Genomic DNA, 20579 nt, shown 5'->3' on the forward strand with positions numbered 1-20579 from the left:
GGACGGGAGGCGGGGGGGGGGGGGGGGGCCGCCCGCCCCCCCCCCGCCCCCCCCCCCCCCGTCCGTCTGCCCACCCGGTAGGGTCGTGAGGTCACGAACCGGGGGGAACCGTGCAGGCACTGCGCACACCGATCGACACCACCGCCCTCACCGAGCCGGTCCGACGCCGCGACGCGAGACGGACCTGGAAGGCCCTCGTCGCCGAACACCCCGAGGCGCGCGACCTGGTCGGACTCGTCCGACGGATCGTCCTCGGCGCCGGAGCACTCTGCCTGCCGATCGGCCTGCTCGCGTTCACCCTCGTCATCACCGCCACCGTCGCCGAGGGCGGCGAGGACGTGGCGACCGCCGTGCTCGTGCAGAGCGTGATCGGCGCCTTCCTCGGCCTGGCCGGGGTCCTCTGCACCTGGGCGTGGATCCGGGTGCGGCGCCGGCGCCCGCGGAAGCGGGTCCACCACCGCCTCGCCCGGTTCGCGGCAGCCAACGGCATGACGTACAGCCCGGGCCCGACCGGGACCCGTCGTGACGCCCCGCTCCGTCGACGCGGCGCGCTGAACTGCTACCGGGTGCTCCGGACCCCCGGGCCCCGAGGCCTGGAGTTCGCGAACCACGAGCTCGTCCGGTCGACCATGACGAACACCTCGCCGGCGTTCGGCGGGTACTGCGCGATGCGTCTGCCCGTGGCGTTGCCGAACATCCTGCTGCGCTCCGAGGAGGGCCCTCGACGCCCGCTGCACACCTCGTCGGTCGTTCGCGGCTCGCAGGTGCTGTCGTTGGAGGGCGACTTCGACCGGTACTTCCGTCTGTACTGCCCCGCCGGGTACGAACGCGACGCGCTGTACCTGTTCACGCCGGACGTGATGGCGCGGCTCGTCGACCACCTGCGGGGGCTCGACGTCGAGATCGTGGACGACTGGATGTACCTGATCAGCGCCCGTGACCTGATCACGGACCGGCCCGAGCGGTGGGAGGCCCTCGCGGCGGCGGTCGACGCCCTCGACGACCGGGTCGAGCGCTGGGCGCGGTGGCGGGACGAGCGCTCGGAGGCAGCGGTCGCCGCCGATGACGGCCCGGTCGTGCGGGTGCGGGAGGTCGCGAGGCCCGGACGGCGGCTCCGGACGACCTGGGGCGCCGGGACGGTGCTCATCGTCGGGACGGTGACGCTCGGGTTCGTCGCGCTGATCGTGGCGATCAACCTGCCCTGACCGGGCTGCTCGGCGTCCGCGGCGTTCCTGTGCGAACGCTCCGGTACGGTGGTCCCGTGAACAACGGGTGGCGCGACGGTCTCTTGGTCGTGTGGATCATCTCCCTGCTGGCGGCGATCGGGCTCTGGGTCTCGGCGATCGTCATCTTCGGCAAGGGACCGGACTCGGTCGAGCTCGTGCCGCTCGCGGCGTCGCTCGCCGGCGCTGCTGCCGTGGTGAGCTTCTGGTGGTTCGTGTCGCTGCTCCTGTGGCTCGCGGTGAGCGCGGTGGTGCGGGAGCACGAGAAGGACCGGCAGCAGGCGGCGCGCCTGCGCTGACGCGCCAGCCCCGCGGTCAGCGGGCGGCCACGATCTCCACCTGACGTGCGGGCAGAGCGCTGCGCGACGCGGTCGCGAGGCGAGCCGGCAGGACGACACCGCCGACCCGGTGTGCGAGGTAGTCGACGAACGCCCCGACCGTGCTGTCCGAGCTCGGCTGTTCAGCTGCCGACCGCATGTCATCGGCGGACCGGACGTCGAGCGCGCCGTCGACGTCCATCACGGCGACGCGACGAACACCACTGCCCGTCTTCACGAAGACGTTCGCGTAGCCGCCCACCGCCTCGATCCGCCGCAACAGCACCGGGAGACGTTCGTCTGCCAGGGCCACGACGACCGGCGTGCGGCCTTCGACGTCCACGACCTCGAGTTCGACGGCCGCGAAGTCGCCGACTGCGAGCGACCGGTTGATCTCCGCACGGAATGCGTCCAGCTCAGACATCGCGCTCGTCCCTGCCCTTCATGTCCCGGATTGTAACGGCGTACCGCATGGCCTGGTCCGATGCCACGGCGAAGAGTGCGGCCACATCGTCGGCTCTGTGGACCGGCCCGATGCCGCTGACCTCGCCCGAGGTGTGGTGGAGGTGGACGTACCCGTGGCAGCAGTCGACACGAGCAGCTTCGATCCACTCCCCGTCGATGTCGAGCGTGTGGACGAGGATGGCGAAGTCGACCAGCCTCCCGCCGCTCCGGAAGAGCCGGTGGTCGACCCGGACGGTGTCGGCGTCGTCGACGCTCTGGTACCAGGAGCGCTCGCTGCAGGTGGACCGGTCCGGCGGCCGGTACTCGCCGCGTGTCTGGTCGGCGGTGACTCGCTCTGCCGTGGCACGCGCACGACGCTCATCTCGCCGCTGCTGCTGGGTGCGCCGTGCCATGGGCACGAACCTAGACAGCACGGAGATCGGGCTGCAAGGAGTTCGCATGCGAACTCGCGTTGCGGCCCACTGCCAACACGACGAAGGCCCCGTCGCAGTGCGACGGGGCCTTCGATCGGTTCGGTGGTGCAGTGCGCTCGAAGGGACTCGAACCCCCAACCTTCTGATCCGTAGTCAGATGCTCTATCCATTGAGCTACGAGCGCGTGGCCTTGCGGCCGTGGAAGACTCTACAACAGCTCCGGCCCCGAACGCCAATCGAGGCCGCCCCGAGCCCGCCCTCGGCGTGTCGGCCCTCAGAGCGCGGCGAGCTCCTCGTCGAAGACCTCGGCGAGGAACACCTCGAGTGCCCGCCACGACCGACGGTCGGCACGTGCCTGGTACTGGGCGCCGTGGTCCGGTGCGTCGGTGCCGGGGACCGCGAAGGCGTGCATCGCGCCCGCGTAGGTCACGACCTGCCAGTCGACGGTCGGCGCCGCCCGCATCTCGTCCTGCCACGCGTGGACCTTCTCGTCCGGCACGACCGGGTCCGCGGCGCCGGTCAGGACGAGGAGCTTCGCCCGGACGTCGGCCGCGTCGGAGGGGTCGTGCGTGAGCAGCCCACCGTGGAACGAGACCGCGCCGACGAGGTCGGCCCCGGTGCGCGCGAGTTCGAGCGCGGCGGATCCGCCGAAGCAGTAGCCCATCACGACGACCTGGGCGGGGTCGACGTCGGGGTCCTCGAGCAGGCGGTCGAGGCCGGCGCGGACGCGGGCCCGCATGAGCGCCAGGTCCTGGTAGAACGACCCGGCGACCTGGGCGGCAGTGTCGTCGCCCGGCCGGACGCCCTCGCCGTAGACGTCGGCGCCGAAGGCCACGTACCCGAGGCGGGCGAGCATCGTGACGCGCGCCTCGACGTGCTCGTTGACGCCGTGCCAGTCGTGGACGACGAGCACGGCCGGGCGACGACCGGCGATCGCCGCGTCCTTCGCCAGCACGCCGAGCAGCGGGGTGCCCTCGTGGTCGTAGCGGACGGGATCGACGCGCACGTCGGCTCCGGCGGGTTCGGGAACGGTCTGCAGGACGTCGTCGATCGTGGTCACGCGTCGGAACCTACGCCGCGCGGTCCGTCAGCAGTCGATGTTGTCCCAGGAACCGGGTCCCTCGGAGCCTGCCGGGTACTCGTCGAGCGGGGCCTTCCCGCTGCGCCAGGCCTGCAGGAACGGCTCGACGACCTTCCAGCCCTGCACGGCGCTGTCCCCGCGGACGGACAGGGTGGCGTCGCCCTCGAGCACCCCGGCGAGCACCTCGCCGTAGGCACTGAGGCGTCCGGGGTTGAACGTCACGTCCAGGCTCGTGTGGTCGATCGTGTACGGGTCGCCGGCGCCGTTGACGTTGAGCTCGAGCTGCATCTCGTCGGGTGCGATCCAGATCCGGAGCCGGTCGGGCAGTTCCGCACCGTGCAGGCCGACCGGCACGTGCGGCGAGTCCTTGAAGGTGATCACGATCTCACGGCGCTGCTCGGCGAGGGCCTTGCCGGACCGCAGCGTGAAGGGCACCCCGGCCCAGCGCCAGTTCGCGATCTCGAGGGTGAGCTGCGCGAGCGTCTCGGTCCCGAGGGACGGGTCCACGCCCTCCTCGTCGGCGTACGACGGCAGCGACCGGTCGCCGATCGTGCCCGCGGTGTACCGGGCGCGCTTGCCCGCCGCGACGACGTCGCCGCCCCACGGCCGGACGGCACGGAGCACCAGCTCCTTCTGGGTGCGCAGGTCGTCCGCGTCGATCGACGCCGGCGCCTCCATCGCGACCACGGCCATCACCTGGAGCAGGTGGCTCTGGATCATGTCGACGAGCGCCCCCGCCTTGTCGTAGTAGCGCGCACGCCCTTCGAGTCCGAGCGTCTCGTCGTAGACGATGTCGACGCGGGCGACGTGCGCGGACGACAGCAGCGGCTCGATGATGCGGTTCGCGAAGCGGAGGCCGAGCAGGTTCAGCACGGTGGACCGGCCGAGGAAGTGGTCGACCCGGTGGATGCGCTCCTCGGGGAGGAACGAGTGCAGCACGTCGTTGAGGTGCTCGGCACTCTCGGCGTCGGTGCCGAACGGCTTCTCCAGCGCCAGGCGCGTCCCGGACGGCAGGTCCAGGTCCTTGAGCACCTCGCAGCTCTTCTCGGTGACGGCGGGCGGCAGGGCGAAGTAGATCGCGGGGTCGTACCGGCAGTCGCCGAGCAGGGTCCGGAGGTCGTCGGCGTCGGTGACGTCCGCCTTGCGGTAGGTCGAGGCGTCGATGACACCGAGGAGCCGCTCGCTGAGGCGCTCACCGCCGTCGGCAGCCCCCTCGTCCTCCTCGTTCTTCGACGCCTGCGCGTTCTCGAAGGACTCGCGGACCTGCGCCTTCCAGTCGGCGTCCGAGATGTCCTCCACGCCGGCTCCGACGAGCTGGACGTCCCAGTCGTCCTTCACCTCGAGGAGGGTGGCCAGGCCCGGCAGCAGGAGCCGCTTGGACAGGTCGCCGCTGGCACCGAGGATGAGCAGGGAGGTCTGGAGGCTCGACATGCCCCAGAACGTACTCATGCGTTCCGGCGTGTGGCCGGGAGACGTCGGTACGGTGGGGTCCAGTCCGGCGCGAGGGAGCACCATGAGCAGTGGGTACGGAGGGCGACGCCTGCGCGTCGCCGTGGTCGGGACCGGCATGATCGCCGGCGTGCACGCGCGGGCCGCCCGCGCGGCCGGGGCCGAGGTCCTCGGGGTGCTCGGCCGGAGTCCGTCCCGTTCCGAGCAGGTCGCCGCCCAGCTCGACCTCCCCCGCGGGTACGCCTCGCTCGACGAGGTGATCGCGGACGCTCCCGACGTCGTGCACGTCTGCACGCCGAACGACCAGCACCACCCGCAGGCCCTCGCGGTCATCCGCGCCGGGATCAACGTCGTGTGCGAGAAGCCGCTCGCCATCGACGCCACCGAGGCCGACGAGCTGGTCGAGGCCGCACGGCTGGCCGGCGTCGTGGCCACCGTGCCGTTCGTGTACCGGTACCACCCGATCATCCGGGAGATCCGCGGACGCATCGCCGACGGCGACCTGGGGCGCGTGCTCGCCGTCCACGGCCACTACCTGCAGGACTGGATGCTCGACGAGGACGCCTCGTCGTGGCGGGTCGACGCGGGCTCTGGGGGCCTCTCGCGGGCGTTCGCCGACATCGGCTCGCACTGGTGCGACCTGGTGGAGTTCGTCACGGGCGAGCGCTTCGCCTCGGTCTCGGCCGCGACCGACATCGTCTACCCGACACGTCCGGCGGCGTCCGGCCCGTCGTTCTCCGGCTCACCCGACCCCGACCCGGTGGCCGACGCCTCGCAGCGCGCCGAGGTCACCACCGAGGACACCGCGGTCGCGACCTTCCGGACCGGCACCGGTCGCATCGGCAACGTGGTCATCTCGCAGGTGGCATCCGGGCGGAAGAACCGGCTGTGGTTCGAGATCGACGGCACCCGTGGGTCCGCCGCCTTCGACCAGGAGCAGCCCGAGTCGGCGTGGTTCGGGAACGAACGCGGCGCGCAGATCGTCGTCCGCGACCCGTCGCTCGGCGTGCCGGACCAGCGGCGCCTGGCCGTGGTGCCGTCGGGGCACCCACAGGGCTACCTCGACGCGTTCGCCGCGTTCGTCGCCGACACCTACGAAGCGGTCCGGAGCGGACCCGACCCGGACGGGTGGCCCGAGGGACTCCCGACCTTCGCGGACGGCGCCCGGTCGGCCCACATCATCGACGCCGTCGTCGGCAGCGCAGCCGACGGCACGTGGGGGGAGATCCGGTGAAGCTCGGGATGCTGGCGGCCTGCCTGCCCGGGTGGTCGCTCGACCGCATCGCCGCGTTCGCCCAGCAGCAGGGGTACGAGCGCCTCGAGGTCGGCGTCTGGCCCGGCACCGGCGGGCGTGACTTCGAGGCGGCGCACCTGCCCGTGGCCACCTTCACGGACGACGACGCCCAGGCCACGCGGGAGCTGCTGGACCGCACCGGGCTCGAGATCTCGGCCTTCGCCTACTACGAGAACAACCTGCACCAGGACCTCGACCGCCGGGCCGAGATCAAGGAGCACCTGTTCCACGCGATCGACGCCGCCCAGGTGCTCGGGGTGCCGTACGTCGGCACGTTCATCGGCCGCGACAACAGCAAGTCGGTGCGCGAGAACATGCGCCTGGGTGACCAGGTGCTGCCGGAGCTCGTCGACCACGCCGGCGAACGCGGCGTGCGGTTGATCATCGAGAACTGCGTGATGGAGGGCTGGCACCCGGACGGGTACCCGGGCAACCTCGCGTACTCTCCCGAGCTCTGGGACTGGGTCACCGGGCTCGGCTTCGGCCTGAACTGGGACCCCTCGCACCTCACCTGGATCGGCATCGACCCGCTCGAGACGATCCTGCCGTTCGCCGAGCACATCGTGCACGCGCAGGCGAAGGACGTCGAGCTCTTCCCGCGCAAGCGCGACGAGTACGGGTTCTTCGGCAAGGTCGACAAGGGCGACGACCCGTGGGACATGGGCTGGTGGCGCTTCCGGGTCCCCGGTCGCGGGATCGTGAACTGGCCGCACGTGGTCGACCGGCTGTACGAGGCCGGCTTCGACGGCACCCTGAGCGTCGAGCACGAGGACCCGCTGTGGGGCGGGACCGACGAGAAGGTCCTCGAAGGGCTCCGGATCGCCCACCGCACGCTGCGGCCCCTCATCGCCGTCGAATGAGGCGTGCGTGCCCGTGTTGCGTGTGTGAACAACACGTGACGTGTTGCGGCACACCCTGGCGCGTCGGCTGTACGACTTCATAGGTTCTTGGGCGATGAACGCTCACACCTCCCCGCGCCGACGACGGCGCCTCGTCGGCGGCGCAGCACTCGCCACCGCCGGCGTGCTCGTCGCCCTGTCCGTCCCGTCCGCTGCCATCGCCGCCGACGGGGACACCACGATCGACCTCTACGACGTCAACGACTTCCACGGCCGCATCGCACAGTCGATCTCGCAGACCGACGGCAAGCCGACCCCGCGCGACGGCGACGCCGCCGGTGCCGCGACCCTGGCGGGTGCGCTCGAGCAGCTCCGCGGGCCGGACCCGACGACGTCAGCGTTCGTCAGCTCCGGCGACAACATCGGCGGATCGACGTTCGAGTCCTTCATCCAGGACGACCAGCCGACGATCGACGTCCTCAACCAGATGGACCTCTCCGTCAGTGCGATCGGGAACCACGAGCTCGACAAGGGCCAGGACGACCTGCGCGACCGCGTCATCGGACCCCAGGGCGACCGGAACGCGCAGTGGGACTACGTCTCGGCGAACATCCTCGACACCGCGACGGGCAAGCCCGCGTTCGACCCGTACGCGATCGAGGAGATCAGCGGCAAGCGCGTCGGGTTCATCGGCGCCACGGTCGACCTCGTCGGACAGGGCCTCGTGAGCCCGGCCGGCATCGAGGGCCTCGAGATGGGCGACATCACGACCGAGGTGAACAAGGTCGCAGCGGACCTCACCGACGGCGTCGAGGGCAACGGCGAGGCCGACGTCCTCGTCCTGCTCGTGCACGACGGTGCCGAGTCCGCTGCTGCGACGGACCTCGACGGCGACTCCGACTTCGCCCGTGCCGTCCGCGACGTGGACCCCCGTGTCTCGGCGATCCTCTCCGCGCACACCCACCAGACGTACGTGCACCAGGCGAAGATCGGCGACGGTCCGGCCACCCGCCCGGTGATCCAGACCGGCTCGTACGGCTTCAACCTCGGACACGTGCAGCTCACCGTCGCGGCGGACGGCACCGTCACGTCGACCGTCGCGGAGAACATCCGGCTCGTCGACGGGACCTTCACGCCCGACGCCGACGTGCAGGCCACCGTCGACGACGCGGTGGCCGAGGCCGAGGTCCTCGGTGCGGTCGAGCTCGGCACGGTCGACCGCGACCTGGGCCGTGCGAAGCAGCGCAACGGTTCCGAGAACCGCGGCGGCGAGTCCACGCTGGGGAACTTCGTCGCCGAGGTGCAGCGCGCCGCGACGACCCGCCAGGGCTCGCAGATCGCGTTCATGAACCCCGGCGGGCTCCGGGCCGACATCGCGTCGGGCACGGTCACCTACAAGGAGGCCGCGGTCGTCCAGCCCTTCGCCAACACGCTCGTCGTCCTCGACCTGACCGGCGCGCAGATCCGGCAGGCGCTCGAACAGCAGTGGCAGCCCTCCGGGTCGAGCCGGCCGTTCCTCAAGCTCGGCGCCTCGGACGGCTTCGGGTACACCTACGACCCGGGTGCTCCGGCCGGCTCGCGCATCACCACGATGACCCTCGACGGAACGGCGATCGACGCGGACACGACCTACAAGGTCACCGTCAACTCGTTCCTCGCGGGCGGCGGCGACAACTTCGCCGCGTTCAAGCAGGCGGCGGCGAAGCAGGACAGCGGCAAGGTCGACCTCGAGGCGCAGGTCGAGTACTTCCGCGCGGACCCCACGGTGACGGTCGCCCACGACCAGCGCTCCACCGGCATCCACACGACGGCGACCCCGGACGGCGGCTTCCAGCCCGGTGACCGGGTCACCATCGAGCTCTCCTCGCTGACGTTCAGCAACGAACCCGACCAGGGCGGCACGGTCACCGTCAGCGCCGGTGGGAAGGAACTCGACCGCGCGACGGTCGACACGACGATCGTCGACACGACGGACGAGCAGGGACAGGCGACGCTGTCGTTCCTCGTCCCCGGCGAGACCACGGACCCCGCGACCGCACTCGGCCGGGCAGCCGGCACGACGACCCTCGCGGCAGCCGTGGCCCCGGCCGCCACGACCGACGAGCCCCTCGTGGTCACGCTGCCGAACGGGCAGACGATCACGCTCGCGGTGACGATCCCCGTCGCCGCGGCCGTGGACCCGACCGACCCCGCTGACCCCACGGACCCGACCGACCCCGGCACGCCGGGTACCCCGGGCGCCGGCGGCGGTGACGACGGTGCGGTCGGTGTCGACACCGACGGTGACGGCGTCGTCGACGGCACGGTCCCGGCGAACGCCGGCGGAGCGCTCGCGTACACCGGTGCCGACATCGCGGCCCCGGCCGTCGCAGCCGGCCTCCTGCTCCTCGCGGGCCTCGTGGCGCTGGTGCTCGCGCGTCGGAAGCGCGCCGAGCGCGAGGCGACGGACCTGACGGACTGACGCCGCGCCTCCAGGCAGGAGAACGGGCCGTCCCACCCAGGTGGGACGGCCCGTTCTCGTGGGTCCAGGAGGCGCGGTGCCGGTCCGCAGCGTCGGCGCCCGTCCGCGGGTGGCCCGCGACGCTTGTCCCATCACGGTACTTCCCTGCTGTACCGGCGATCGGCGGGGTACGCTCAGCCCTGTCGCATCGCGACGCGTCGCGCTGGGTCGCCTCTCATCCCGGACGGTGGTTCCGCCCGGGGGACTCCGCGACGCGGGTGCTCTCCGTCTCCAGGGAAACGACGGAGGGCACCCATCTCACTTCCTCAGCGGAAGAGCTGCTCGCCGATGTACGAGCCCTTGCGCGGAGCCGGCGGGACGGCGAACACGCCGCTCCCGATGTGCGAGACGTACTCGTTGAGCCGGTCGGAGGCGCCGAGCTTCCGCTGGAGCGTCGTGAAGTGCTCGGGGTCGTTCATGTACGCCGCGAAGAGCAGCCCCGCATCGAGCTGACCGTACTGGTTGAGCCCGTCGGTGTAGTTGTACGGGCGCCGCAGGATCTTCACGCCGCCGTTCGCCTCGTGGGCCGCGAGCGCGATGTGCGACGTCGGGTCGATCTTCGTCGTGCCGTCCGACGCCGTCGCGTGGAAGTCGGGCGTGGTGTGCTCCGAGCCGCCGGAGAGCGGTGCGCCCTCGATCTTCGTGCGGCCGAACACCCGCTGCTGGTCGCTGACGACGTCCGCGTCCCAGATCTCGATGTTCATCCGGATCTTCCGCACGACCTGGTACGTGCCGCCGCGCATCCAGCCGGCCCCGGAGCCCGGTTCGTCGACCCAGACGAAACGGTCGTAGTCCTCGTCGGTGGTGATGTTCCGGGTGCCGTCCTTGAACCCCATGAGGTTCCGGGGCGTGGACTGGTCGGGCCCGGCCGAGGCGCGACCGAAGCCGAGCACCGTCCACCGCACGGTCGCGGTGCCGCGGGCCATCCGGGCGAGGTCGCGGACCGCGTGGTACGCCACCTGCGGGTCGTCCGCACACGCTTGCAGGGACAGGTCGCCGCCGGTGAGGGCACGGTCGAGGTTGTCGCTCGGCAGCGTCGGGATCGCGGCGAGGTGCGCCGGCTTCTTCGACGCGAGACCGAAGCGCTCGTCGAAGAGCCCCGGGCCGAGGCCGACGGTGACCGTCAGGGACGCGGGACCGAGGTCGAGCGCCTCCCCCGTGTCCGCACCGACGCCGTCGCCGTGGGCGGGTTCGACGCTGCCGACGGTCTTCCCGGCCTGCAGCTGCGCGATCGACGCCGACCAGCGGGCGAGGAGCACCTGCAGGTCGGTCCGGACCGTCGAGGACATGTCGAACGTCATGAACACGCAGTACCGTTGCGGAGCGGTCTGCACCCCGCCCTGCGGCTGCCGCGCGGCCGTCGCGTAGAACGGGTGGCTCCGCGAGAGGTCGATCGACTCGTCGCCGTTCGTCGCCGCGGTGAACGGGTTCACCCCGGTCGCGGCCGTGGCACCGGCGACCCCGGCGGCGGCGCCGAGGCCGGCTCCGGCCGCAGCGACACCGGCGGTCACGCCGGCGCCGAGGAGCCCGCGGCGGGAGAGGGGCGCGGGGCCCGTCCCGTCGCGGGCCGGCTCGTCGTGCGGGGTCGTCACGCGGTGGCGACCTTCTCGGCGAGGCGGGACAGCGGGTCCTGCAGCGCCTGGACCTGCTGCGAGATCGTGTTCGCGTCCGAGGCCTTGGTCGCGGCGTCCCACGTGTCGAAGCCGCCGAGGTCGTCGGCGTTGCGGTAGCCGTCCATGAGCGTGTTCGTGCGGTCGAACTGCGTCGCGATCTGCTTCGTCAGCGTCGGGTCGAGCTTCGTCAGGCCCGGCTTGAGGTACGCGAAGGCCTGGCGGGCGCCCTCCACGTTCGCGGCGAGGTCGACGAGGTCGATGTGGCTGTACGCCTCCTCCTCGCCGGTGATCTTGTTCGACTGGACCTCCTCGAGCAGGCCGGCGGCACCGTTGGCGAGGTCCTCGGGCTTGTAGTCGAGGGTCGGCACGAGCTTCGCGAGCAGCTGCACGTTCTCGGTCAGGTCCGCGGCGGTCTGCTTGGTCGACGCGGTGATCGCCCCGGCCTCGAACAGGTCCTTCTCGACCGCGTGGAACCCGCTCCAGCCGACGGCCGGGTCGAGGTTCGAGGCGCGCATGTCGATGAGGTAGTCGAGGTTGCCGGCGTTGTCGGTGGCCTTGAAGCCCTTCTTCACGAAGCCGTCGACGTCGCTCTCGACGTGCTCGTAGAACGGGCGGGCGTTCGCGTAGTCGGTCTTCGCGGCGGCGAGGTCACCCGCGTCGATGTCCTTCTGCAGCTGCTCGACCGCGGCGACCATGTCGGTGACCTGGCCGTCGACGTACTCGGCGTAGCCCTTCGTGCCCTCGTCGAGGAGGGTCGCGGCGCTGCTGTTCGCCGTCGAGGTCACCTTGCCGGTGACGGTGAAGTCGGTGAGCTCCTGGTCGGCGCCGGGGCAGTACACCTGGTACTTGCCGCCGGTGAGCGTGGCGGTGAACGTGACGGCGGCCAGCCCGGGCGCGAGGTTCTCCTTCTCGCCGAGGATGCGCTGGTCCTGCAGCAGCTCGACCTCGGTGATCGCGGTCGACGACTCGTTCTTGACGGTGAACGTGACCGGGCCGGCGGGGACCTTCGTGGTCGACACGGCGCACTTGTCGGAGCCGTCGTTCGTCAGCGTGACCGAGACGCGGGAGACCTTGCCGGAGCTGCTCGCGGTGTCACCCGCCGACGTGGACGAGTTCGCGCAGCCGGTCAGGGCGAGGGCGGTGACGACGCCGAGGGCGCCGAGGGTGGTCAGGGGGCGGGCAGTCCTACCGAACGGCATACTCAGGGCTCCTCGTGGGGTCGTCCGCGGGTGGGCCGCGTGACGGGTCGGTTTCGGGGGTGGTGGTCGTGGGCTCCGGCCGCCGACGGCGGTCGCGGAGGGCGAGCAACGCCTGGGCAGCGGCGGCGACGCCCAGGGCGATCGGCAGCCAGGCCTTCCAGAGCAGCAGCTCGGCGGAGCGGGTGTCCGCGGTCGCCATCGCGGTGGCGGCCTGCTGGACGCGGGCGTCCGGCACGGACCAGACGGTGCGGTCCAGGGTCGTGGTCCGAGCGGACGGGAGGCCCCCACCGCTCAGCGTGAGCACGGTGCGTTCCGCGCGGCTCGCGTCCAGGACCCCACCCCGGACGGTCCAGAGGCTGACGGTGTCGCGGACGGCCCAGCGCGCCGAGAACGGCCCGGGGTTCGTGCTCGGTGAGATGCCGACGGGGACGCGGCCGAACAGGTCGACGAGGTCGTCGAGCGTCAGGCTCGACGGCCGCTGCGCGGCCGACCCGTCCTCGGTCCGCCGCCAGCGGTCGGCGGTCACGCCCGCGCGGGTGACGCTCCGGTGGGTCGACGCCGGGAAGGCGAACCGCGCCTCCTGGCCCGTGCCGCTGATGCGCATGCTCGCGGCTGTCCCGTCGACGGACGCGGTGACGGAGCCGCCGCCGGTCACGGCGGTCGTGGACGGGAGGTCGACGCCTCCGGTCGGGACCGCGATCGCCAGGGTCGCAGCGGCGACGGCGAGGACACCGGCGATGCCGAGCCGCACGGCGGGGACCCGTTCGCGGGACGGGCGCCAGGCACGCGGCCAGAGGGAGATCGCGAGCACGGGGACGACGTAGAGCACCCAGCCGAGCACCTCGATGACCCGGGGGTCCGGCGGGATGCCGAGGACGCCGGTGACGAGGGCGCCCTGCACGGAGCCGTTCGGCGCGAGCCAGCTGAGGTCGACCGTGCGCTGCTGCCCGATCACGATCCAGCCGGCCTCGTGCGCGCGGCGGAGCACGGTCAGCACGAGGCCGCCGGCGACGAACACGAGGAAGATCCCCGTGCCGGTGAAGAACTTCGACAGGTTCAGCCGGACGCCGCCGGTGTAGATGCCGTACCCGACGACCACGGCGCCCGCGATGCCGATGACCGCACCGAGCGCCGCGAGCCCGGTGTCCGACGACGCCTGGAACGTGGCGAGCAGGAAGACCGCGGTCTCGAAGCCCTCCTTGAGGACGGCGAGGAAGGCCATGCCGGCGAGTGCCCAGGCGGTGCCGCGGCCGAGGGCCTCGGTCGCGCTCGCCTCGAGCTCGGTCGTGAGCGTCCGCGCGTGCGTGCGCATCCAGACGATCATGCCCGTCACGAAGACGACGGCGACGATGCCGATGATCGCCTCCATGCCCTCCTGCTGAGCCTGCGGGAGCGCCTGCTCGACGACCTGCAGCCCGAAGCCCACGGCGATGCTGAGCACCACGGCGACCCCGACGCCGAACCACATGGGGGCGAGGGGGACGCGGTTGCGACGGAGGAACGCGGCGATGATGCCGACGATGAGCGTCGCTTCGAGGCCTTCACGGAGGCCGATGACGAGGGTGGCGAGCATGGCAAAGGTGAGGCTAACCTAACCAGCGCGCGACCCGCCACCTCCCGCCGGTGATGTTTGATGGTTCTCATGAACCTGCTGACCGTCGATGGCCTGGCGTCGGTCACGAACGTGCTCGACCTGGCCGGGGTGTTCGCGTCGGCGCTGCTCGGCGGATCGCTCGCGCGGACGATGGACTTCGACCTCTTCGGGTTCCTCGTCGTCGGGTTCGTGTCCGGCCTCGGCGGCGGCATGCTCCGCGACACCCTGTTGCAGAACGGGCCGCCCGTCGCGCTCGTCGACCCACTGTACGTGCCGGTCGCGATCGCCGGGGCGCTCATCGCCTTCTTCGTGTCGTTCTCCGAGCTGACCTGGGACCGGCTGTTCACCGTGCTCGACGCCGCGGTCATCGGCTTCTGGTCGGTCGTCGGGGTGCAGCGGACGTTCGACGCCGGTCTCGACTGGCCGGCCGCGATCATCATGGGCACGATCACGGCGGTCGGCGGTGGTGCGATGCGGGACCTGCTGCTCCGCCGGGTCCCGGCGGTGTTCGGCGGCAACGCGCTCTACGCCACGGTCGCCGTCGCCGCGTCCGCCGTGATGGTCGTCGCGTCGCACCTCGGGTCGCCGTCGATCGGCATCATCGCCGCGATCGTGCTCTCACTCGGGCTGCGGTGGGGTGCGGTCCGGCGCGGCTGGGGGCTGCCGAACGGTCGTGAGTGGCAGCCGAAGTCCACGCTCGGATCCCTGCTCCAGCGCGGCCGGAAGCTCCGACCGGACGCGATCCGGTTGCTGCGACGGCCGGGGCGACGGTCCGGCGCGGGGAGCGTGCACCACGAGAACGAGTCGGGGCCCGCGGACGCGTCGGACGGCTGAATCCGCGAAGGGGCTGTCATCTGTCGGTGCTCGGTCGTACAATCAGTACCGCCGGGTATCGACCCGGCATCCATGGTCCGCTGGTGCACCGACGCGACCCGAACGCGCCGGTTCCGTACGGACCTGTGGTTGGGGGCTTCGCTGATGCCGCGCGGGATCAGACGCGCGGCGCGGCAGGTCTCCCGACGCACCCTGCCTCCAGCACAATGGTCGTGACCCACCACCACGCCAGCCCGACGAAGCCGGACCCGACGGATCACGGCGGGCCCGTCGAATCAGGAACCATGAGCGACGACGCCTCCGACCCCAGCCCCTCCGTCACCGGCTCGCCCACGCCCCGGACCCCGCGGGCCGAGGTGCGGGAACGACTCCTCACCGCCGGGGCCCAGGTCTTCGCCGAGCAGGGCGTGCACGAGGCTCGGCTCGACGAGGTCGCCGCACGCGCCGGGTTCAGCAAGGGCGCCGTCTACTCGAACTTCTCGTCGAAGGAAGACCTCGTCGCGCAGGTCATGCAGCGCGCGACGAACCTGGTGCTCGGGTCGCTGCGGGAACTCGTCCGCGCCGACATCGCCGCGGTGGACATCGGCGACGTGGTCCGGGCAGCGTTCGGGCGGCACGACCAGAGCGGCCAGTTCGCCCTGCTGTCGGAGTTCCGCGGGTACGCCACGCGCCACCCCGAGTTCCTGCCCGAGTTCGTGCGGCAGCGGCGGGAGCTGCAGGACGGCGTGTTCGAGCTCGTGGAGCTGTGGTTCGGGGCGCACCCGGAGATCGATGCGGGGATGTCGCTCGAGGACTTCTCCCGGGTGCTCATCGGGGCGAACGTGGGGATCGTGTTCGACGCGGCGGCGCTGCCCGGGGTGAACCCGGGCGAGGTCGTCGCGGCCCTCGTCGAGGCGGTCATCCGCCGGCGCTGACGCGCTGCGGCGGGTGACGCAGTGTGCGAGGTTCCGCGCGCGGTGGGACCCTGCGGGCCCCGCACCACGCGCGGAACCTCGCACGCTACGAGCGCGCGGCGCGCGGGACGCTACGCGCGGCGCTACGCCGCGCTGCGGCGTGCGCGCCGCCCTTCGTGCGACCACGCGGACGACGGCAGCAGGCTCGGCGGCACCAGGCGCGACCGGAGCACCCGCGCACCGGAGGCCGAGGCGTCCAGGGCGACCCGCGCCTCCTGGACCGCCGCGAGCAACGCCGCAGCGTCCACCGATGCCGCACCGCCCGCGGCGAACCGCTCCCGGTCGACCGCGTCGACGATCGTCTCGAGGTGCGGCAGCACCGTCGCCGGCACCGACGGCCGGAGCCGCCCGAGCACCGCACGTGCCGTCCGCGCTGCTGCGGCGGCGTCACCCGGCGGCGCGAGGCCCGGCGCGTAGCCGTGGTCGGCGACGTCGTCGAGCGCCTCGCGCCAGGCGTTCACCGCCGGTGACCTGCCCGATCGCACCGCGCCGAGTCGTGTCCGACGGCGGAGTGCCCGGACGAGCGCCGGGGACACCAGGAGCGCCACGGCGATCACCAGTCCCACCGCGAGCCCGAGGGGTCCGTTGCCCCCACCGCCGGTCGTCCCGGCGGCTCCCGGTGCGGCGGACGCGCTCGGCGTCGGCGTCTCGGACGTGGCGGGAGCGGATTCGCCCGGGGCGGGCAGCGGCGTCTCGGGGGCGGCGGCCGAGGGGGTGGACGTGGCCTCGGTCGAGGGCGTCGCGGCGGCGTCGGAGTCGGGGGTCGGCTCGAACGCCACCCAGCCGGCGCCCTTGATGTAGAGCTCCGGCCACGAGTGCAGCTGCCGGTTCGACACCGTGTACTCACCGTCGGCCTGCGTGGAGCCCGCCCGGTAGCCGACCGCGATGCGCGACGGGATGCCGAGCGTGCGGGCCATCACCGCCATCGCCGAGGAGAAGTGGACGCAGTAGCCCTCGCGGACCTGCAGGAACTTCGCGACGACGTCCATGCTGTCGCCGTCGTAGCCCTGCTCGACCGGCGCCGTCTCGGAGTACGTGAACAGGTCGCTGCGGAACCACTGCTCGAGCGCGCGGCCCTTCTCGTAGTCGGTGGCCGCGCCGCCCGCGACGCGCTGCGCCGTCCGCGCGATGCTGACCGGCAGCTTGTCGGGGAGTTCGCGGTCGGTCCGGAGCTGGTTCGCCGAGGGGGTCGCGAACCCCCGGCCGTCGGCACGCCCGAGCAGGCCGGAGCCGGCGATCGCGTCGAGGTACTCGCCGGACCACGTCGAGGCGCCGTACACCTCGTAGGTGGCACCGCGCGGGGTGGCCGGGCCGGTGGAACGCACCGTGCTCGACTCCCCCATCCAGCGCCACTGCGACAGGTCGAGGTTCGTCGAGCGGGACTCGATCGAGACCGCGCCGGCGGGGACGGGCAGGTAGTTGCTCGACAGCCCGGTGACCCGGATCGTGACGTCGCCGCGGCTGGAGAGCCGCGGGTTGATGCCGACCGCCCACTGCTGCTGGTCGGCGGTCTCGGACTTCGCGGCGTCGGTGGTGGTCGGCACCCAGTCGCCGGTGCCGAACTCGTCGAGGTTCGCGAGCTTCAGGTACTCCGGCCGACCGTCGGACGAGCGGTAGCGGAACACCTCGAGCTCGTTCGGCTGCCGGAGGTCCTGCCCGAGGTTGAGCAGCGTGCCGGGGCGTCCGGGCTGCACGGGCGACTGGATCGCCCCGGTGACGCCGGACAACCAGCTGGCGTTGAGCGGCACGATCGCGGGCAGTCCCACAGCGACGACGAGTCCGATCGCCCCGACGACGGCGGCGGGGAACGCCCGTTGGACCGGCCGCACCGAGAGCCAGAGCAGGACGAGGAAGGAGATGCCGGTGGCGATCACGAGCCCGGGTGCCGCGGGGGCTCCGGTGACGACGCCCGGCACGATGAGGATGACGAGCGCGGGGACGGCGGCGAGTGCGGCGGTCGGGGCGACGGCCGCGAGGAACAGCGAGACGCCGGCGACCCAGCCGATCGCGACCGTGACGATGAGCCGGATCGCGTCGGACTGCGGCAGCGGTGCGGGGTTCAGCCGGATCGCCGCGAGCGTCTCGCCGAGCGCACCGTTCCGGTCGAGCCACCCGAGTGGCTGGACGTCGTTCACGACCGCTGCGGCGCACGAGCAGACCACGAGCGCCGCGACGAGTGCCACGAACCGCACCCCGGGCGCCCGACGACGGACGGCGAGCATCGTGCCGACGAGGACGGCGGCGACGAGGACGCCGGACACCCACCACGCGACGCCCTGCACGAGGGGACGCATGGCGAGGGCGGCGATGAGGACGGGCACCGGTGCGAGTGCGACGATCCACGGGCTCGGCGAGTCCGGTCGGTCGACCCGTCGGTCGGGTTCGCGCCGCGCCTCGCCCCGGGGCGGGGCCGGACGGGTGGCGACGCCGCTCACCGGATGCTCCCGGGCGCGTGGGCACCGGCGACCGGGACCACCAGGGTCCGCCACCCGCCGCGGTCGAGGATGCCGCGCACCACCGGGTCCGGCGGGACGATGGTCGCCAGGATCCCCCGGCTCGAACCGGTCGTCGCGGAGACGAGTTCGGCGGCCTGCTCGGCGGTGCAGTTGCCGGTGACGACGGCGGTCATGCCGTGCACGTCGCGGCCGCGGACGTCCGGGAGGACCTCGGTGACCTCGCGGGCGTCGGAGCGGACCCGGACGTCGGCGAGCCCCACGAGCACGTCGGTCAGCCCGCCGGCGTCCCCCGCGTGCCGGGTGCTGCCGGACGGTCCGTCGCTGACGAGCACGACGCGCGAGGTCCGTGCGGCCAGTGCCCGTGCGACGCTCGCGGCGACGACGACCGCGTGCTCGAACGCGGCGTCGCCGCCGAGGTCCGAGAGCTCCGCCAGGTCGTCGCGGCCGAGGCGCTGGTACGACTCGCGTCGGACGTCGAGCGCGATGACGGCCTCCGGCGGCTGCGCCTGCGTGGTCTGACGGACGTGGAGTTCCCCGCGGCGGGCGCTCTGGGCCCAGTGCACACGGCGGATCGGGTCACCCGGGCGGTAGGGGCGGAGCTCGCTGTCGTCGGCCGACCCGCCCTGCCCCACCCGTCCTTCGTCGGCGGAGACGGCACCGGCGAGCGCACCCGCGTCGAGCGACGCGAGCGGGGTCGATGCCGGGACGACGACGACCTCTTCCGCGGCGACCACCGGGCGGTCGATGCGGAGCAGGCCGAACGGGTCCTCGACGCGGATCGTCACCGGCCCGACCACGCTGCGCCCGCGGTGCATCGCCAGGGCCTCGACGTCGAGCACCGCCGGCGGGAGGTTCGGCCCGACGGCGGCGTAGGTCTCGGCGGTGGACATGCTGACGAGGGCGTCGTCGAGCTGTTCGCGCACGAGGAGCATCGACCGCGGGCCGATCGGCAGGCTCGTCCCGCCGAGGGTGATCCGCTCGCGGTACACCTCGCCGACCTGGACGATCGCGCGCGCCGTGCTCCGGCTGCCGCGCAGCGGTGCGGCGACGACGAACGCCATGACGATGCCGAGCACCACGAGCACGAGGAGCAGCAGCCCCGCGGACACCGCGACGCTCGTCGTCCCCACGAGCCCGCCGCCGATCAGCCCGATGCCGACCGCGATCACGGTCCAGCCGCGCACGGTCGGTCGGGGGAACGGCGTGCGACGCAACAGCGCGAGGCCACGCCTCCCGTACCGGAGCGCCCCGGAGCGCAGGGCGCCGGCACGCAGCGCGAGCGACGTCGGCGCCGGGGACCCGGACATCAGGAGCGGACGGGGGTCGCCGTGAACGGCACGGCCGTGTCGGACACGATGCGCACGACGATGTCGCGGACGGTGTCGTCGCCCGTCCCGCCGAGGCCGCGGGCGACCGGCACGAGCCGGTGCGCGAGGATGACCGGCGCCAGCGTGGCGACGTCGTCCGGCGTGACGAAGGGACGACCGAGCAGCGCGGCGTGGGCACGGGCGGCCGAGGCGAGGTGCAGCGTGGCCCGCGGGCTGGCACCGAGCACGATGTCGGGGTGGCTGCGGGTGGCCCGGACGATCGCGACGATGTACGCCTCGACGTCGGGCGCGACGTGGACCGTGCGCACCGACTGGATGAGGTCGCGGAGGGTGTCCACGTCGACGATCGGTCGGAGGTGCGCCAGCGGGTCGCCCCCACCGCGGTTGGTCAGCATCTGCCGTTCGGCGTCGGCGCTCGGGTACCCCATCGTCAGGCGGGCCATGAAGCGGTCGCGCTGGGCCTCGGGCAGCGGGTACGTGCCCTCCATGTCGATCGGGTTCTGCGTCGCGACGATCATGAACGGGCTGTCCAGCTTGCGCGTCACGCCGTCCACGGTCACCTGCGCCTCGGCCATCGCCTCGAGCAGCGCCGACTGGGTCTTCGGGCTCGTGCGGTTGATCTCGTCGCCGATCACGACGTTCGCGAACACCGGCCCCGGCGAGAACCGGAACGTGCCGGAGGACTGGTCGAAGATGTTCACGCCGGTGACGTCCGACGGCAGCATGTCCGAGGTGAACTGGATGCGGTTCACGGACCCGCCGACCGATGCGCCGAGCGCCTTGGCCAGCACCGTCTTGCCGACGCCGGGGACGTCCTCGACGAGCAGGTGTCCCTCGGCCAGCATCACCGTCAGGGCGGTGCGGATGGCCTCGGTCTTGCCGTCGACGACGGTGGAGACGGCGGCGGTGATGTCGTCACCGACGTCCCGGATGCGCTCGATCGGGAAGGCGGGGTCGGTCGGTTCCGGCACGCAGGCCTCCTCGGCTCAGGACAGGTGTCGTGCATGCTACAACGGCCCGG

17 protein-coding genes and 1 tRNA gene are annotated in these 20579 nt (G+C 72.5%); 7 read left to right on the top strand and 11 right to left on the bottom strand.

Annotated elements, in window-relative coordinates; all coding sequences use genetic code 11:
* Positions 1 to 110: 110 nt before the first annotated feature.
* Complete coding sequence (locus WFH25_RS10635) at positions 111 to 1205, top strand: hypothetical protein (protein WP_336697632.1); 1095 nt, start codon at positions 111 to 113, stop codon at positions 1203 to 1205.
* Between the two features lie 56 nt (positions 1206 to 1261).
* Positions 1262 to 1522 carry a hypothetical protein gene (locus WFH25_RS10640; RefSeq protein ID WP_092386063.1) on the top strand — a complete coding sequence of 87 codons (261 nt, stop codon included), beginning with the start codon at positions 1262 to 1264 and terminating at the stop codon, positions 1520 to 1522.
* 16 nt (positions 1523 to 1538) lie between these two features.
* Here WFH25_RS10640 and WFH25_RS10645 read toward each other — a convergent pair whose 3' ends face one another.
* The 5 genes from WFH25_RS10645 to WFH25_RS10665 form a co-directional block, all read right to left on the bottom strand.
* The gene (locus tag WFH25_RS10645; RefSeq protein ID WP_309780254.1) at positions 1539 to 1964 is read right to left on the bottom strand and encodes a hypothetical protein; all 426 of its coding nucleotides are present in this window, start codon (positions 1962 to 1964) and stop codon (positions 1539 to 1541) included.
* Positions 1957 to 2397 carry a DUF7718 family protein gene (locus tag WFH25_RS10650; RefSeq protein WP_309886197.1) on the bottom strand — a complete coding sequence of 147 codons (441 nt, stop codon included), beginning with the start codon at positions 2395 to 2397 and terminating at the stop codon, positions 1957 to 1959. The genes WFH25_RS10645 and WFH25_RS10650 overlap by 8 nt, the downstream gene beginning before the upstream one ends.
* Positions 2398 to 2529: 132 nt before the next feature.
* Positions 2530 to 2602: transfer RNA gene (locus WFH25_RS10655), tRNA-Arg, on the bottom strand.
* A gap of 90 nt (positions 2603 to 2692) precedes the next feature.
* The gene (locus WFH25_RS10660; protein WP_336697633.1) at positions 2693 to 3478 is read right to left on the bottom strand and encodes a dienelactone hydrolase family protein; all 786 of its coding nucleotides are present in this window, start codon (positions 3476 to 3478) and stop codon (positions 2693 to 2695) included.
* Positions 3479 to 3505: 27 nt separating this feature from the next.
* Positions 3506 to 4930 (bottom strand): glucose-6-phosphate dehydrogenase, encoded by a 1425-nt coding sequence (locus tag WFH25_RS10665; protein ID WP_083403423.1) that lies wholly within the window; start codon positions 4928 to 4930, stop codon positions 3506 to 3508.
* An 82-nt stretch (positions 4931 to 5012) separates the two neighbouring features.
* Between WFH25_RS10665 and WFH25_RS10670 the strand changes: the two genes are divergently transcribed.
* From WFH25_RS10670 to WFH25_RS10680, 3 genes are all read left to right on the top strand, one after another.
* The gene (locus WFH25_RS10670) at positions 5013 to 6182 is read left to right on the top strand and encodes a Gfo/Idh/MocA family protein (protein WP_336697634.1); all 1170 of its coding nucleotides are present in this window, start codon (positions 5013 to 5015) and stop codon (positions 6180 to 6182) included.
* Entirely contained in the window at positions 6179 to 7102 is a 924-nt protein-coding gene (locus WFH25_RS10675) for a sugar phosphate isomerase/epimerase family protein (protein ID WP_336697635.1), read from the top strand. Before WFH25_RS10670 ends, WFH25_RS10675 begins: the two co-directional genes overlap by 4 nt.
* A 94-nt stretch (positions 7103 to 7196) precedes the next feature.
* The gene (locus tag WFH25_RS10680; RefSeq protein WP_336697636.1) at positions 7197 to 9542 is read left to right on the top strand and encodes a bifunctional metallophosphatase/5'-nucleotidase; all 2346 of its coding nucleotides are present in this window, start codon (positions 7197 to 7199) and stop codon (positions 9540 to 9542) included.
* A gap of 305 nt (positions 9543 to 9847) precedes the next feature.
* Here the strand turns inward: WFH25_RS10680 and efeB are convergent, their stop codons facing one another.
* The 3 genes from efeB to efeU are packed head-to-tail and all read right to left on the bottom strand — an operon-like array spanning position 9848 to position 13966.
* Positions 9848 to 11173: an iron uptake transporter deferrochelatase/peroxidase subunit gene (gene efeB / locus WFH25_RS10685; RefSeq protein WP_070418156.1), complete on the bottom strand. Its 1326-nt coding sequence runs from the start codon at positions 11171 to 11173 to the stop codon at positions 9848 to 9850.
* Positions 11170 to 12393 (bottom strand): iron uptake system protein EfeO, encoded by a 1224-nt coding sequence (gene efeO, locus WFH25_RS10690; protein ID WP_229086057.1) that lies wholly within the window; start codon positions 12391 to 12393, stop codon positions 11170 to 11172. Before efeO ends, efeB begins: the two co-directional genes overlap by 4 nt.
* The gene (gene efeU, locus WFH25_RS10695) at positions 12380 to 13966 is read right to left on the bottom strand and encodes an iron uptake transporter permease EfeU (RefSeq protein WP_336697637.1); all 1587 of its coding nucleotides are present in this window, start codon (positions 13964 to 13966) and stop codon (positions 12380 to 12382) included. Before efeU ends, efeO begins: the two co-directional genes overlap by 14 nt.
* 69 nt (positions 13967 to 14035) lie before the next feature.
* Here efeU and WFH25_RS10700 point away from each other — a divergent pair, with 69 nt between their 5' ends.
* Both WFH25_RS10700 and WFH25_RS10705 read left to right on the top strand, forming a co-directional pair.
* A complete protein-coding gene (locus tag WFH25_RS10700) occupies positions 14036 to 14821 on the top strand; it encodes a trimeric intracellular cation channel family protein (protein WP_336697638.1) in 786 nt (261 codons plus the stop codon).
* 284 nt (positions 14822 to 15105) lie between these two features.
* On the top strand, positions 15106 to 15735 hold the full coding sequence (locus WFH25_RS10705; RefSeq protein ID WP_070418152.1) for a TetR/AcrR family transcriptional regulator: 630 nt from the start codon (positions 15106 to 15108) through the stop codon (positions 15733 to 15735).
* 122 nt (positions 15736 to 15857) lie between these two features.
* On the opposite strand, the gene WFH25_RS10710 is transcribed toward WFH25_RS10705, so the two are convergent.
* The 3 genes from WFH25_RS10710 to WFH25_RS10720 are packed head-to-tail and all read right to left on the bottom strand — an operon-like array spanning position 15858 to position 20529.
* Positions 15858 to 18209: a transglutaminase family protein gene (locus WFH25_RS10710; protein ID WP_336697639.1), complete on the bottom strand. Its 2352-nt coding sequence runs from the start codon at positions 18207 to 18209 to the stop codon at positions 15858 to 15860.
* A complete protein-coding gene (locus WFH25_RS10715; RefSeq protein WP_071302792.1) occupies positions 18206 to 19537 on the bottom strand; it encodes a DUF58 domain-containing protein in 1332 nt (443 codons plus the stop codon). Before WFH25_RS10715 ends, WFH25_RS10710 begins: the two co-directional genes overlap by 4 nt.
* On the bottom strand, positions 19537 to 20529 hold the full coding sequence (locus WFH25_RS10720) for an AAA family ATPase (protein ID WP_083295231.1): 993 nt from the start codon (positions 20527 to 20529) through the stop codon (positions 19537 to 19539). The genes WFH25_RS10715 and WFH25_RS10720 overlap by 1 nt, the downstream gene beginning before the upstream one ends.
* Between the last annotated feature and the right edge of the window lie 50 nt (positions 20530 to 20579).

The organism is Curtobacterium sp. USHLN213 (assembly GCF_037144815.1).
Classification (GTDB): Bacteria; Actinomycetota; Actinomycetes; order Actinomycetales; family Microbacteriaceae; genus Curtobacterium.

Bases quoted from the DNA above. Each gene is read 5' to 3' on its own strand.
- WFH25_RS10645 (WP_309780254.1), bottom strand. From the start codon at position 1,964: ATGTCTGAGCTGGACGCATTCCGTGCGGAGATCAACCGGTCGCTCGCA.
- WFH25_RS10650 (WP_309886197.1), bottom strand. From the start codon at position 2,397: ATGGCACGGCGCACCCAGCAGCAGCGGCGAGATGAGCGTCGTGCGCGT.
- WFH25_RS10665 (WP_083403423.1), bottom strand. From the start codon at position 4,930: ATGTCGAGCCTCCAGACCTCCCTGCTCATCCTCGGTGCCAGCGGCGAC.
- WFH25_RS10670 (WP_336697634.1), top strand. From the start codon at position 5,013: ATGAGCAGTGGGTACGGAGGGCGACGCCTGCGCGTCGCCGTGGTCGGG.
- WFH25_RS10680 (WP_336697636.1), top strand. From the start codon at position 7,197: ATGAACGCTCACACCTCCCCGCGCCGACGACGGCGCCTCGTCGGCGGC.
- efeO (WP_229086057.1), bottom strand. From the start codon at position 12,393: ATGCCGTTCGGTAGGACTGCCCGCCCCCTGACCACCCTCGGCGCCCTC.
- efeU (WP_336697637.1), bottom strand. From the start codon at position 13,966: ATGCTCGCCACCCTCGTCATCGGCCTCCGTGAAGGCCTCGAAGCGACG.
- WFH25_RS10700 (WP_336697638.1), top strand. From the start codon at position 14,036: ATGAACCTGCTGACCGTCGATGGCCTGGCGTCGGTCACGAACGTGCTC.
- WFH25_RS10705 (WP_070418152.1), top strand. From the start codon at position 15,106: ATGAGCGACGACGCCTCCGACCCCAGCCCCTCCGTCACCGGCTCGCCC.
- WFH25_RS10715 (WP_071302792.1), bottom strand. From the start codon at position 19,537: ATGTCCGGGTCCCCGGCGCCGACGTCGCTCGCGCTGCGTGCCGGCGCC.